Below are 12,964 nucleotides of genomic sequence, written 5' to 3'. Positions count from 1 at the left end.
CCATCACCGGCTTCGCCGCGCCATGTTGAAGAATAGCCCGTCGCGGACCGGTAGTTCAGGGCGCATCACACTTTTCCACCTCATAACCACCGGCCCCGGAAGCCAATTCCGGCTGCGTCACGTGGCCGGAATCCGGCCGGCGTTCAGCTGCTCCGGAGGGCGTACCACCGTAAACTCCAACTTCCCGACGGCCCACGCGCCCAGAACCAAGGCCCGGCCGGGGGAGGCCGCGGAAACCAGCGCGTCGCGTTCCGCTGGCTGGACAGGGCGAACGCGAACTACGGTGCCGATCGTGACCACTCGCATACTCCTCGCCGACGACCAGGAATCCGTACGCATCGGATTCCGCCTCATCCTGGATTCCCAGCCCGACATGGAAGTGGTCGGTGAGGCCTCCGACGGTCTGCGGGCCGTCGAACTCGCCGCGGAACTGCGCCCGGACGTCGTACTCGCCGACATCCGCATGCCGCGCATGGACGGCCTGGAGGTCACCCGGCGACTCGCCGGGCCCGACGCCGAGAACCCGATGCGCGTGGTGGTGGTGACGACCTTCGGACTCGACGAGTACGTCCACACCGCGCTGCGCAACGGCGCCTGCGGCTTCCTGCTGAAGCGCTCGGGCCCGACGCTGCTGGTGGAGGCGGTGCGCTCCGCGATGGCGGGCGACACCCTGATCAGCCCCTCGCTCACGGTCAGCCTGCTGCGGCACCACCGGGACACCGGCAGACCCCGGGCCGCGAAGCCGCTGGACGCGCTGACGGACCGGGAGAGAGAGATCGCCCGGCTGGTCGCGAAGGGGATGACCAACGCGGAGATCGGAGCCGCGCTCTTCATCTCGGCGGGTACAGCCAAGACGCATGTCGCCAACGTCCAGCGCAAACTGGACGTGCGCAACAGGGTCGGCATCGCCGCCTGGGTCTGGGGCAACGGCCTGGAGGAATGAACTCGCCCGTCACCCGCCACCCGCCACCCGCCACCCGTCGCCGGTACGGCTTCGGCTCAGCGGGCGAGCAGGCCCCGCCCGATGCGCGGCATATCTCGCAGTCAGCATTCCGGGGCTGTCGGGAGCGACCGGAATGGCTACCGCGTCCCCCTTCCGTACGCCGCTGTCGCGCAGCGCAGCGAATATCCGAGCGACAGAGCGGATCACTTCACGACCGGAGAGCACCCCGGTCGCACCAGTGAAGGACCGGACGGTCCGCGTCCAGCCGGCCGGCTCGCGCGGGCGGCATCCGGGTCGTACGCCTCGGCCGGCGCCGCCGGCATGGCGACCGCCGACGCCCGGACCAGTGGGCCTCTCCCCGTTCGACGGCGCGGTGCCCGGCGAGTTGGCCGCCATCCTCGCCGTGGCCATCACCGGCACGTTCCTGGGCAACCACGTCCGCGCCTACGTCCGCGCCCACGTCGGCGCCCACGTCCGCGCCTACGTCCGCGCGCGCCTCGGCGGCCACCGGACCCACGGACCCGGTACTCAGCCGTACCCTGCGGACGAAGGCAGACGACGCCTCCCTGACCATGGTCGCGGCTCCCCGCACGGCCGAGGACGCGCTCGGGGTCTCCGCGAAGGCCGCGCCCCTGGGAGCGCACCGCTCCCGGGGACGAAGGGGGCCCCGCTTCGGGCCCCTTCACCGCCGGCCCTACGAGCCCGGCTCCCGGTTCCGCCCGTCGGCGGGCAGGTCACACGCCGGGCCGGAACCGGGCCGGCGGATTGGAGAGTTCACCGACCAGGTGCAAGGCGGCGGACGAGTCGGCGAGCCTGCACAACTACCACCTACAGGCCGTGGCCGGAAGCCGCACCTGGACGAGCCCGGTCGCTGACCGGTCCCCGCCGGTCAGTCGCTCTTCGCGTACGCGACCGTGAGGACGCCGTGCCCGCTGCCGGAGGCAAAGCGGAGCCGCAGCGACGCCCCGTCCCCCGGGGCGGCCTCCTCCGCGACCGCCTGCCGGGCGGTTCGCGCTCCGGGCTCCACTCCGTCACCGGTCTCCGAGGGGCCGCTCTCCCAACGGGTGGAGGCCCGGATCACGGCTTCACCACCGCCTGTCGCGAGGAGACCGTCCACTGCGGCCCGCCACGCCGGCGCCACCACCCCGGCCCCGGGCGCCGCCCTGTCCCGCTCGATCAGGTCCATCTGAGGGCTGTCGGGAAAGGTGGCCGCGAGACAGTCCGCGCAATCCCCCGGCAGCACGTCCGCGGCGTCGACCACCCTCCCGGCTTCCCCGGAAGGCGCTACCGCCCGCGGAAAAGCCTCCGTCACGCGGGCCCGCACCCGCTCGTCCATGGCGCGCGACCAGGCGCGGGCATCGGCGCCGGAGCGCAGCCGTACGACCTCGACCCCCTGCGCTTCAAGCTCCGCGAGTCTGCCCGGCAGTTCCTCGACATGTCTCCGGTTGGACCGTACGGCCCACCGCAGGACCGAGTTACGGCTGAAGAGCGCACCCCAGCCCTCGCGATTTCCACCCCACAACTCGGTACGCAGAACGATCCGCTTCAGGCTGCGGACGAACAACCGCCGCAGGATCACCGGCAACGGCGGGTTGAGCCAGACGATCAGGTCGGCACGCGGCCACAGATCGGCGGCGACACGGTCGATGTAGTTGCCGTCGAACAGCCAGCGCGGACTCTCTGCCTCCGCCAGGGCCCTCTTCCGGAACTCCTCGGGCGTCGCCTGCGTCCAGTTGGGCCCGTGCTGGAACCGGTCGAGTTCGCTGTGGGCGGCACCGATCAGGGCTGCGAGGGGCGCGCCGAGAGTGGACTTTCCCGCCCCGCTCGTCCCGAGCACCACCACGCGCCCGGGAACCCGGCCCGCTGGACCGTCCCCGGTCACGGCTCCGTCCGCCACCGGCACCTCGCCGGGAACACCCTCCCGGTCACGCCCACCCATCGCCCGACTCTGTCCTTCGTCGCCATTCATCACACGCATTCGCGCCACGCTAGCCCGTCCACCGACCCGACGATTCGCCACCACCCCACACTCCGTCGCACCCCGCCGGCCTTCCGGATGTCGTATTCGGTGTGCGACAGCAGCCGGAAGAACATCGCGCGGCGGAAGTTCCGACTCGAAGTGCCGACCGCGGCATTCCATTACCTGTCGGCCAACCGGCTCATGAAGCCCCGAACAGAGTCCATCACCGCCACGGATCGACCCTGGACACACAGGCCCAGGACAGATGCTTTCCGTCCTGGGCCTTTACTGAGCCGCCTTCGGGATACGAACCCGAGACCTACGCATTACGAGACCGCGAGCGCCCGTCCACCGCCCGTCCACCGGCGAGGCTGCCCGGCCGCGCATCCCCGTGGGGCCGCGTGGCTCTCCACGAGGACCGGGCGCGTCGGGCGGGGGCGCGAGGGCGACTGTCGCTTTCCTGCAACGCGCGGCCGCCCGGCACCGCCGCAAGGCCCACTCCGCGAAACACAGTCGGGCCCCGGCGCCATTGGCACCAGGGCCCGACTGCACTGCTACACCACCCACCGGCCCTGATACCGCGCCGGAAAGGCGTACTGCTGATACCGCGAACCGCTGGTGACCTCTCACAGCGCCACTTCGGCAGTCAGCCCCGTCGCCCGTCCTGCGTCTGCCCTGGCTCAGAACCCCACTGCCGAACTTCCCGGTACGCGCGCCGCAGCCTGACGCCATTTACCGAGGAACCACTGGTACTGCTGACTGCGGTACTGCTTGTGGCGGCCCCTGATCCACTGCGGGCCACCCGGTCCGGGGCCAGTCCCGTCGCCGTCCTTCAACAATCCTGGCTTCGCAACTCCACCACCGCACCGTCCTGCATTCTGCAACTGCATCAGTGCTTCACGGCAGTTCATGCCTGCCGACCCTGCTCGATCTCTTGGCTACGGACAGGACACTAGCCCAGCGGAACTCGCATGTCTACTTCCATCGCGACAGATTTTCTATGGAAGCTGCCATTGAAGTCCTACGCCCCGCAGCGCCGGCCTGGCGCTCCGGGGCCGGGCCTCAAGGTGTGAGCGCTGCCGGCAACGGGCAGGCGGGCAGGCACGGCACAAGCGCCACGCAATGACGGCACCGGCCGGGATCAGCACGCTTCTGCCGAACTTCCACACACCGGTGTCGACGACCAAGTGCTGCATGCCGGGCTGGTCCTGCCGGCGGTCCACATGACCAATGCCCCGTCCGCGGCCTCCACGGTGAAGCCCACCAGCGACTGGCCGTACGTGTGACCGCTGTCCTGCGCGTACATCCACATACTGCTCACAGACCCAGCCCTTCGTCCCGGCCGGCCGGGACGGTGGCCCGGTCTCCTACAACGGTCCCTCCCTTCCCTGCCACGTGCCGGGCAATCAGGCATTCGATGCGGCCGACGGCGCGTAGGCAAACCAAGCCGGCCGCTGTCGAAGTGGGTTGCGTGGTGGCACCCTCGACCGCCAAGGCCCTGTGGCGGAGGCGGCCGTTGCGCGAAAGGTGGGCCGGGGCCGGCCGGAGGAAGTACAGCAGCAGTATCCGGAGATGCGGGGAATCGTTCTGGCACACGTGACGAATGATCATGGGGCCGAATCGAACCGCAGCGCACCGGCCGGCAGTGGCAAGCGCAGAGCCGGCCCTCGTCTTCCCGAGCAAGCGCGCGGTAAACACTCATGCAGCCCGGCTCACGCCCGAGGGCAGGCCTCTGACGAAGCGATGAACGGGAGCACACCTCTGTACAGTCGGCTCGCCGAAGAATGGTCAGCCGAAGGTGCCACCGTCCCCTGCCGTCCTGACCCGCTGTGGCAGCGTCTGGTGTCCTTCGAACACTTCAGGCGTGAGACCGAAAGCACGCTGCGCAGACTCCATCTGGGAGCAGAAGCCCCTTGGGAGGCCCAACGGGGTCGGTTCGACTGAAGGCTCCCGAGGTGGTCCGCGCCTCACCCGTGACTCAGGGCGGTCTCGGCACCTCGCCACCTCCGCTTCCGGTCTCATGAGCTCAAGGCCGATACCCGCTGGTGCCCCCGCCCAGGGTGTCGGCAGACGCACCGCAGCGGCTGCGCATCCTTGCGGTCGGCTCGCGGTGCATCGCCAGAACACGACACCCGCGGCGAGTGCGGACCAGACGTGTCGGCGGCACGTCGCCCGACCGAGTAGGCAAGCCGTGCCCTGCGGTGGGTGGCTTGCCTGTCGTGCTCGGCCGGAAAGTCGTGTCGCCAGGCACGTACACGCGGGCACGCCGCCGGGAGGTCGCTTCCATGCGGGACGGTGAGAAGGACGGCCTGGGTGAGGCGCCGGCCGCGGCGGAGGCCGCGCCGCCGGTGGAGTCCGTCGACGTCATAGCCGCTTCTTCGCGAAGACAGCTCGGGGCCCGGTCGGTGTCGTTCCTGATCACCGACTTCACGGGCGCCTCCGTCGTCCGCCTGGGCACCGCAGATGACATCGACCTGGAGCGTTCCGATCGCCGTCAGCCGGAGTGCCCACGCCCTGGCCTGCATCATCATCGCGAACCAGCCCTTCACCGACCTGTATCAGTGGGGTCGGCGTACCTTCCCGCTGCGCCGAGCGCAAGGATCCACTCGACGCGGAGGTAAGGCGACTCGTCTCCCTCTCGGAGCAGGCGTCCGCGGGCAGGAGAAGTGTTGGCTGCGGTGCCGCTCACAGGCGGTTCGGCGCCTCCAGCAGCAGGGGCCTCAGCGCTGTCCTGCCCGAAGCGGCAGCGCGGGAAAGCCTGCCGATGTTCGACGAATACAATCGGCCCCATGTCGAAGCCTGACGCGCTGCTTGTTGACGTTGCCGCCCTGGTGGAGTCCGGGCGCAGCACTCAGATGTCCCTGACCGTGGTCGCCGGTGGTGCTGTCATCACGGGCCGGCTGGCACCGGAAGCCGTCTGGAGGCAGCGGGTATCGGAGGTCCTTGCGGACTCGGCCCGCCTGGGCGACTTTTCCGCCATGTTCACCACTGCCGCACCCGAGGAAGGGCCGCCCACGCATCTGCACTTCCACGTGGCGCGGATTCTGCAGGGCACCGTGGGGATCCCGGAGACAGGCGGGATGTACCGGGTCGCGATCGAGGACGTCAGTGCCTGGACGATGGGCGACTTCAGCTACTCCGACCGCTGACCCGCTGCCTCGCCAGGGGGCCTCGATACGCGGTGAGGGGGCCGGCCGGAGTTGCTCCGGCCGGCCCCCTCATCCATGCTTGCCGACGGCTCGCGCCTGCCCGTCCGTCAGGCGGCCACAGGGGTGCCGAGCATCGCGGATGCCTGCTGCACCGGGTTGGGAACGCGGGTGGGTGTGGAGGCCGGGGCCAGGTCGCGGCAGGTGAAGCCGAGCTGGGTCATGGCCCGCAGGACTTCGCCCGCGCTGAAGTCGCGGCGGTCCTGGCGTGTGATGACCTGCCCGACCTGCTTGACGGGGTAGGTGCGTCGGCCGATGATCACCGATTCACCGGAGGCGTGCTCGGGCTTGATGCCCTTCATCGATTCCAGGACGCCGCTCCTGGTCAGGTCGAACGGGAAGCGGGCGATGACACAGCGCATGATGCCTCACAGGGAGAGAAACGCAGATGGAGTGGTCCTGCCGCGGATGGCACGGCTCAGCGGGCGAGGGCGAGTACGCCCAGGGCACTGCCGTGTTCGTCGACCACAGGCAGGGCATCGACGTCGCTGTGGCGCATCATGTGCCCGGCTTCGGCCATGGTGGTCACCGGTGAGGTGAACGGTCCCAGGTGGCCGAGGATGTCCCGCAGCCGGACCCTGTCCGAGTACGCCGGGCTCTCACGGACTGCTGCGAGCCGGGCGTGGGTGACCAGTCCGATGCAAAGACCGCTGTCGTCGCAGACCAGCAGATGTCCGGTACGAGCACTGGCCATGACGGACAGGGCCACCTCGACGGTCATGTCGTCACAGACCTGCGGTCCGGCGGTGTCCATGGCGTCGGCCACCGTCCTGCCTACGGCAGGGGCTTTTGCCGTGCGGGGCTGCATCTGGACCAGCGTCAAAAGGTGCCTCCTGCAGTGGTGGGTAAGTTTCCGGATCACGGAGTTCTCAGGCGGCGGCGTCGAAGGAGGACTGATGTGCGGTCACGCGCCGGGCCGCGGAGGCGGGGCTGCGCCGGCCGCGGGAGGATGTGCTGCGGCTGCGCTCGCGCCGCGCGGCCACCGGCGCGGTGATCGTCACGGGAATGCCGGAGGGGGTCTGGGCACCGGTGATGCGGCCGAGTGCCTCTTCGCCGGAGCGGACCTGGGTGGTCTGGGCCACGATGCCGGCGGCGGTCATGAGGCGGGTCATGTCGCGGCGCTGGTTGGGGGTGACCAGGGTGACGACGCTGCCGGACTCCCCTGCCCGGGCGGTTCGTCCGCCGCGGTGGAGGTAGTCCTTGTGGTCGGTCGGCGGGTCGACGTTGACGACGAGGTCGAGGTTGTCGACGTGGATGCCGCGGGCGGCGACGTTCGTGGCCACGAGTACGGTGACGTGCCCGGTCTTGAACTGGGTCAGGGTCCGGGTGCGCTGCGACTGCGCCTTCCCGCCATGCAGAGCCGCGGCCCTCACACCGCTGGCCAGCAGGTGCTCGGTGAGCTTGTCCACGGCCCGCTTGGTGTCCAGGAACATGATCACCCGGCCGTCGCGGGCTGCGATCTCGGTGGTCGTACGGCTCTTGTCCGCGCCATGCACGTGGAGCACGTGGTGCTCCATGGTGGTGACCGCACCGGCGGAGGGGTCGACGGAGTGGACGACCGGGTCGGTGAGGTAGCGGCGGACCAAGCGGTCGACGTTACGGTCCAGGGTGGCGGAGAACAGCATCCGCTGGCCCTCGGGGCGGACCTGGTCCAGAAGCTCGGTGACCTGGGGCATGAAGCCCATGTCGGCCATCTGGTCAGCCTCGTCCAGCACGGTGATCGCGACCTGGTCGAGTCGGCAGTCACCGCGGTCGATGAGGTCCTTGAGCCGGCCCGGCGTCGCCACGACGACCTCGGCACCACCGCGCAGCGCGATGGTCTGCCTCCCGATCGACATCCCGCCGACGACGGTGGCCATGCGCAGCCTCACCGAGCGGGCGTAGGGGGTCAGAGCATCGGTCACCTGCTGGGCCAGCTCACGCGTCGGCACGAGGACCAGGGCCAGCGGCTGTCGGGGCTCGGCACGCTGACCGGCGGTACGAGCCAGCAGGGCAAGGCCGAAGGCGAGGGTTTTGCCGGAGCCGGTACGCCCGCGTCCCAGGGCGTCGCGGCCCGCGAGGGTGTTGGGCAGGGTCGCCCCCTGGATCGGGAACGGAACGCTCACTCCCTGCGCGGTGAGCGCCGCCAGTAGCGCCCCCGGCATGTCGAGGTCGGCGAACGCCTCGACGGCGGGCAGCGCGGGAGTGACCGTGACCGGCAGGGCGAACTCGCCCTGGACCGCGGCGGGCCGCCGCCCCTGGCCACCCGAGCGGCCCGAACCGCCGGAACGGGCCGGGGCAGCGGAACGGGTCGGGACGGTCGAGTTGAAGCGGCTACCGCTCCGGCCGGAGTCGGCGGTACGGCTGCGGGCGCGGGAAGAGCGATTGTTCGTACGTGTGGGGTTCATTCAGAACCTTCCTTGATACGGCGCGTATCAAGGAATTCCCGCAGCGGAAGAACAGCGCGGGGAATCACAAGAACGGGCCGAGCAGAATGGGAATCAAATAAGACCTGCGGTTGATCCCGGATTGGGAGGCAGGGCATGGAACGGGCGACGCCATGGGGGCGAGGAATCCAGTTCCACCGGCAGGTAGCTCGGAAGGAGTGGGCAGCGAGAAGACTCTGCGGGCGAAGGTTTCACCGCAGGTGGCACCACTCCCGGAGAATGCCCGGAGCTGGGGCCCGCACCCCGAAGGATGCGGGCCCCAGCTCCGAAGTGCGCGTCAGCGTCAGGCGGGAACGATGTTCTCGGCCGTCGGACCCTTCTGGCCCGGTGCGATGTCGAAGGTGACCTTCTGGCCTTCGAGCAGCTCGCGGAAGCCCTGGGAGGCTATGTTCGAGAAGTGGGCGAACACGTCAGCGCCGCCACCGTCCTGCTCGATGAAGCCGAAACCTTTGGCTGCGTTGAACCATTTCACAGTGCCTGACGCCATGTCATATCTCCTTCGGGGCAGGTACGTCGGGATCCGCCATGCACGGATTCCGCGTCGCCGCGATGATGCCCCGCCCGGAGAAAACCGGAAATACAATGAAGCTTCCACTGGTCGGAAATACCCACGCGGAAGCTTGAAGTTTTGGGAACCACAACTGCAACCGAGATCGACAGTAGCACGCCGTAATGGTCCGCGTACGGTGAAAAATTCCAGTCTCTTCGCTGCGGTAAAAACACTCCCGGCGCGGCGTATTGAACCCTCACGCCGTGGCCATAGATATCGGCCTGCCCCGGGCACAGCGTTGCCGGAAGGGTCCTCACCCTGCACAGCACGGGGATGCCGACCGTTTGCCGGCGGCGACTGACTGGCGTTCACGGTAGCCCGAAGGACACCTCACGAACGGGGCGGTACACGTCCGGGGAGCTGCCTCTGACGCCGCAGCCGAAGCCCCGTCACCGTGTTGAAGCCGCCTGCAGGCGCCGCCCCGACCAGCCGATGGGCATCTTGCGCGAAGAAGCAGCGGCACTGCAGAGCACCCGCGCCGAGGACGAGAGCATCCTTTCGAGCATGACAACCGCAGGGGAGAAGGCCCTCGAGCGCCCTTCCGGCAGGTGCGTCCGGCACCTGCCGGTCTTCCACCGGACGCGCGGCGCTTCAGGCCGAGGTCGGCATGCCGGGCGGATTGGTGCCTCGGTGGTGCTCGGCGTTGATCCGCTGGGCTTCCTCGAGTTGGTCCTCAAGGATGACGATGCGGCAGGCGGCCTCGATCGGGGTACCGCCGTCGACGAGTTCGCGGGCGCGGGCGGCGATGCGGAGCTGGTAACGGGAGTACCGGCGATGGCCACCCGCGGAGCGCAGGGGCGTGATGAGGCGGGCTTCGCCGATGGCGCGGAGGAACCCTTGTGTGGTGTTGAGCATCTCGGCTGCCCGGCCCATGGTGTAGGCGGGGTAGTCGTCGTCGTCGAGACGGCCGAACGAGTCGTCTGCTGTCATCTGTACCTTCCTGTGGAACACGCGTTGGAGGGGCCCGGGTGCCATTTGGCACCCGGGCCCCGAAGGAACTGCTACACCATCAGCCGGCCTTGATCGGCTACGCCGGCTCTGTGTTTCCGCACACCTGCCGGACAGAGGTCCGGGGTTGCGGGGATCGCGGTTGCTTGACCGGAGACCACCTCACTCACGATGTCCTGCGGTACCCGGGCCCAACACTTCCGCCCGGGCGATCCTGATGGCGCTCAACCCCTCCGTTCTTTCCCTCTGGACAAACCACTTCTGTACTCCTGGTGGCCTCTCACAGCGCCACTCCGGCAGCCAGCCCCGTCGCCCATCCTGCATCTGCTCTGGCTTAGAACCCCACTGCCGAACTTCCCGGTACGCGCGCCGCAGCCTGACGCCATTTACCGAGGGACCACTGGTACTGCGGACTGCACTTGCTTCCTGCGGTTCTGCTCACGGCAGCCCCTGAAAACTGCGGGCCACCCGGTCCGGTCGCCAGCCCCGTCGCCATCCTGCAAGAACCCTGGCTTCGGAACTCCACCACCGCACCGACCTGCGCACTGCAACTGCTGAGTACTGCTGCCCGGCAGTTCATCTCTGCCAGGCCCTGCCGTCCTTCTTGCTTACGAGAGAAACCATAACCACCCGGCACCTCAATGTCTACCTCAGCCAGCACAGATTTTCAGGCGCTGGCGAGAAAGGCTCTCTGCCTGAGTCACCGGCGGAGCGCAGATGGTTCAGGCCGGCCAAGGCCCTTGCCCTCGACCAGGGCCGTTACCCGCAGCCGGGCACATCCGGTCGAAGCGCGGCCGGACAAGACACAGGTCCCGGTCGGAGAGGACTCCAGCACGGACGGCGGAGACCAGGGCGGCCTGGTGGACACGGTGAGCATCGATGTCTCACCTGCCCGCTCGGCGACGGCACCTGCCCTTGGACCTGCTCACCTGTCCACCTGCGCGGACAGCATCACGGTGGCCGTCCACGCCGGCAGCCTGCGGGCACTGCGCATGCGCACCCCCGACCTGAACGGCGACACCGGAGGCTTCGACCGCCCGTGGTCAGCCGCCTCGCCCGCGCCACCGCGGTGGCTCACCGGGCATCCGGTGGCAGACGTCAGCGCCGACCTCGCCCGGTGACACCACGGCCCTGGAACACGCCGGTAGGAGCATCGTGGTCGGCAGCACGGCGGATCGCCCTTCGAGAGCGGCGCCTGGCCAGTAAGCGGCCAGGAGGACGGCGATGCAGTGCACGGTGAACGCTGCCACAGTGAGCGCGTGGAACACCTCGTGGAACCCGAACCACCGAGGTGAGAGGTCGGGGCGCTGGAGTGCGCAGACGACCGCGCCCGCGCTGTGGAGGAGACCGCCGACGACGATCAGAGTAGGGAACGCGATGCCGGCCAACGCGCCCGCCCACACGGTCCACAGCAGCACGGACCTGCCGTTGGGCGGCAGAAGCAGCGCGGCCTGGGGGGTGCAGGTACCGGCGATGGTCAGGAAGATGCCGGCGTGGTCGAGGCGTCGCAGGGAGAGCCTCCCCCGGTGGCCCCCAGGTACTGCGGTGGTGGATGGCGCTTGTCCCGAACAGCAACCGGGCAGTGACCGCGTAGACGGTGCAGGCCCAGGCCGCCTGCGGCGTGCGAGCCGAATGAGCGCGATACCCGCGATACCCGCGATCAATGATGCGGGTACCGTCCCCGCATGCAGCCAGCCGCGCAGCCTCGGCTTGACCGGCTCCACCAGGTCGACCGCCTGCTCCACCAGAGCAGCGACCGGATGACCACTCTTCGCTCCATCGTCACCCTGTGCTTCGCAGGGCTGAGCGACTTCGCCGCGCTCTCCACGCCCTGAGCCGACGTGGACACCTCCAGCGCCAGCTGCATCGCGGGACACGGCTTCCGGACCTTCACCGGACTCATGAGCGCCCCTGGCAGTCCTGCGCTCACGCCAGAAAAGCCCACGCGAAAGCCTTCGAGAGGTCCGGGCGAAAGGGCTTGTCGCCCATGAGGGCCCGACGCCGTCGTGCAAACCCCGCGACCCCGGCCTCGGTTCGGCCTGCCGGAGCCGAGTAGACGGACCGGCCGTGGGGGAACGATCAGAGCTTCCGAGGCGGCATCTCCGCTCGCCCACCCGCAAGGAGCGCCCGTGCTTCCTGAAGTACACCCCCACCTGTCCGCCCTTCTGGCCGATCAGTTGGAACATCAGCTGGGCCCCGCTTCGGAAGCCGGCCAGGTCGAAGTGGAGCGCGTCGCAGGCATCGCAGTCGTCGCAGCTGCCCACTCCGGTGGCTACGCGGCAATCGGCCATCTTCTCGGACTGCTTGCCGCGCTCCCTGCCCCCACCGAGGCGGGAGAACGCTTCTGGTCGGACCTGTGGAGGTCTTCGGGCACGGCCTACCTGCTGCCCGCCACTATCAAGGCCGGCGTACTCGAATCACTGACCGGCGAGGGAACCACCCTGGCCGGACAGATTCTCTCTGCCGTGGACGAGATGACCCCGCCCCAACGCCTCGCAGCCGGAGAGGTGATCGGCCAAGCCCTCATCGAGTCCGACCACCTCCACAACCTCAAGACACAAGTCATCGGCGAACTATGGATCCGCGATCTCGAACTCACCGCCTGGCACGTCCTGCACGCCGACCGCAGGTCGGACGATCGCGTTGGGCGGAAAGCCTTCCTCAAAGCTTGGTCGAACGCCTGAAAGCAGGCTCTCGCGCTGGGCTCGGCAACGGCGCGTCTGCTGCGGATGGCCGCCGCCGGCTCGGGTTCGCACACCTGGGTCGTGAGTGAGGTGCCGTACCCCTGCGGCACACCACGAGGCGCTTCCCCTTTAAAGCACTCGTCCCAGACCACTACTGAGGTTGAACTCGGGATGTCGTGCTGCTGATCAGGCAGGTCGGATGGTCAGGCCGGTCTCGGTGAGGCAGCCGTCTATGAGGTGGCTGCGG

The 12,964-nt window shown here is 69.0% G+C and carries 11 protein-coding genes and 1 pseudogene; 4 read left to right on the top strand and 8 right to left on the bottom strand.

The features are described 5' to 3' along the window. Positions 1 to 292: 292 nt before the first annotated feature. The gene (locus ACGF2Y_RS17355) at positions 293 to 943 is read left to right on the top strand and encodes a response regulator (protein ID WP_392947791.1); all 651 of its coding nucleotides are present in this window, start codon (positions 293 to 295) and stop codon (positions 941 to 943) included. Positions 944 to 1,832: 889 nt separating this feature from the next. Here ACGF2Y_RS17355 and ACGF2Y_RS17350 read toward each other — a convergent pair. Together ACGF2Y_RS17350 and ACGF2Y_RS17345 are read right to left on the bottom strand one after the other, a co-directional pair. Next, positions 1,833 to 2,882: a hypothetical protein gene (locus ACGF2Y_RS17350; RefSeq protein ID WP_392947789.1), complete on the bottom strand. Its 1,050-nt coding sequence runs from the start codon at positions 2,880 to 2,882 to the stop codon at positions 1,833 to 1,835. A gap of 1,145 nt (positions 2,883 to 4,027) precedes the next feature. Further along, positions 4,028 to 4,209 (bottom strand): annotated as a pseudogene (locus ACGF2Y_RS17345) (PRC-barrel domain containing protein); the annotation flags it as partial. A gap of 1,483 nt (positions 4,210 to 5,692) precedes the next feature. On the opposite strand from ACGF2Y_RS17345, the gene ACGF2Y_RS17340 reads away from it, so the two are divergent. After that, entirely contained in the window at positions 5,693 to 6,052 is a 360-nt protein-coding gene (locus ACGF2Y_RS17340; RefSeq protein WP_392947787.1) for a hypothetical protein, read from the top strand. Between the two features lie 107 nt (positions 6,053 to 6,159). On the opposite strand, the gene ACGF2Y_RS17335 is transcribed toward ACGF2Y_RS17340, so the two are convergent. The 6 genes from ACGF2Y_RS17335 to ACGF2Y_RS17310 all read right to left on the bottom strand — a co-directional run bounded on the left by ACGF2Y_RS17335 (position 6,160) and on the right by ACGF2Y_RS17310 (position 11,757). Beyond that, complete coding sequence (locus ACGF2Y_RS17335) at positions 6,160 to 6,471, bottom strand: SCO5918 family protein (protein WP_392947784.1); 312 nt, start codon at positions 6,469 to 6,471, stop codon at positions 6,160 to 6,162. Positions 6,472 to 6,527: 56 nt separating this feature from the next. After that, entirely contained in the window at positions 6,528 to 6,932 is a 405-nt protein-coding gene (locus ACGF2Y_RS17330; RefSeq protein WP_392947781.1) for a CBS domain-containing protein, read from the bottom strand. 46 nt (positions 6,933 to 6,978) lie between these two features. After that, positions 6,979 to 8,496: a DEAD/DEAH box helicase gene (locus ACGF2Y_RS17325; RefSeq protein WP_392947778.1), complete on the bottom strand. Its 1,518-nt coding sequence runs from the start codon at positions 8,494 to 8,496 to the stop codon at positions 6,979 to 6,981. Between the two features lie 322 nt (positions 8,497 to 8,818). Beyond that, a complete protein-coding gene (locus ACGF2Y_RS17320; protein ID WP_392947775.1) occupies positions 8,819 to 9,022 on the bottom strand; it encodes a cold-shock protein in 204 nt (67 codons plus the stop codon). Between the two features lie 654 nt (positions 9,023 to 9,676). Further along, positions 9,677 to 10,015, bottom strand: a complete 339-nt coding sequence (locus ACGF2Y_RS17315) for a MerR family transcriptional regulator (protein WP_392947772.1) — start codon at positions 10,013 to 10,015, stop codon at positions 9,677 to 9,679. A gap of 1,061 nt (positions 10,016 to 11,076) precedes the next feature. Beyond that, on the bottom strand, positions 11,077 to 11,757 hold the full coding sequence (locus ACGF2Y_RS17310; protein WP_392948195.1) for a hemolysin III family protein: 681 nt from the start codon (positions 11,755 to 11,757) through the stop codon (positions 11,077 to 11,079). On the opposite strand from ACGF2Y_RS17310, the gene ACGF2Y_RS17305 reads away from it, so the two are divergent. Both ACGF2Y_RS17305 and ACGF2Y_RS17300 read left to right on the top strand, forming a co-directional pair. Then, positions 11,719 to 11,868: a hypothetical protein gene (locus ACGF2Y_RS17305; RefSeq protein WP_392948216.1), complete on the top strand. Its 150-nt coding sequence runs from the start codon at positions 11,719 to 11,721 to the stop codon at positions 11,866 to 11,868. The two genes, ACGF2Y_RS17310 and ACGF2Y_RS17305, sit on opposite strands and share 39 nt — an antisense overlap. Positions 11,869 to 12,162: 294 nt before the next feature. After that, positions 12,163 to 12,717 carry a hypothetical protein gene (locus ACGF2Y_RS17300; protein ID WP_392947770.1) on the top strand — a complete coding sequence of 185 codons (555 nt, stop codon included), beginning with the start codon at positions 12,163 to 12,165 and terminating at the stop codon, positions 12,715 to 12,717. Positions 12,718 to 12,964: the final 247 nt, after the last annotated feature.

It is taken from the genome of Streptomyces sp. NPDC048142, assembly GCF_043202835.1.
In the GTDB taxonomy this organism is placed as follows: Bacteria; Actinomycetota; Actinomycetes; order Streptomycetales; family Streptomycetaceae; genus Streptomyces.
Note: the sequence above shows the minus strand (reverse complement) of the source record. Positions and strands in the feature narration are given on the sequence as shown.

Bases quoted from the DNA above. Each gene is read 5' to 3' on its own strand.
- ACGF2Y_RS17350 (WP_392947789.1), bottom strand. From the start codon at position 2,882: ATGGGTGGGCGTGACCGGGAGGGTGTTCCCGGCGAGGTGCCGGTGGCG.
- ACGF2Y_RS17340 (WP_392947787.1), top strand. From the start codon at position 5,693: ATGTCGAAGCCTGACGCGCTGCTTGTTGACGTTGCCGCCCTGGTGGAG.
- ACGF2Y_RS17335 (WP_392947784.1), bottom strand. From the start codon at position 6,471: ATGCGCTGTGTCATCGCCCGCTTCCCGTTCGACCTGACCAGGAGCGGC.
- ACGF2Y_RS17325 (WP_392947778.1), bottom strand. From the start codon at position 8,496: ATGAACCCCACACGTACGAACAATCGCTCTTCCCGCGCCCGCAGCCGT.
- ACGF2Y_RS17320 (WP_392947775.1), bottom strand. From the start codon at position 9,022: ATGGCGTCAGGCACTGTGAAATGGTTCAACGCAGCCAAAGGTTTCGGC.
- ACGF2Y_RS17315 (WP_392947772.1), bottom strand. From the start codon at position 10,015: ATGACAGCAGACGACTCGTTCGGCCGTCTCGACGACGACGACTACCCC.
- ACGF2Y_RS17305 (WP_392948216.1), top strand. From the start codon at position 11,719: ATGCAGCCAGCCGCGCAGCCTCGGCTTGACCGGCTCCACCAGGTCGAC.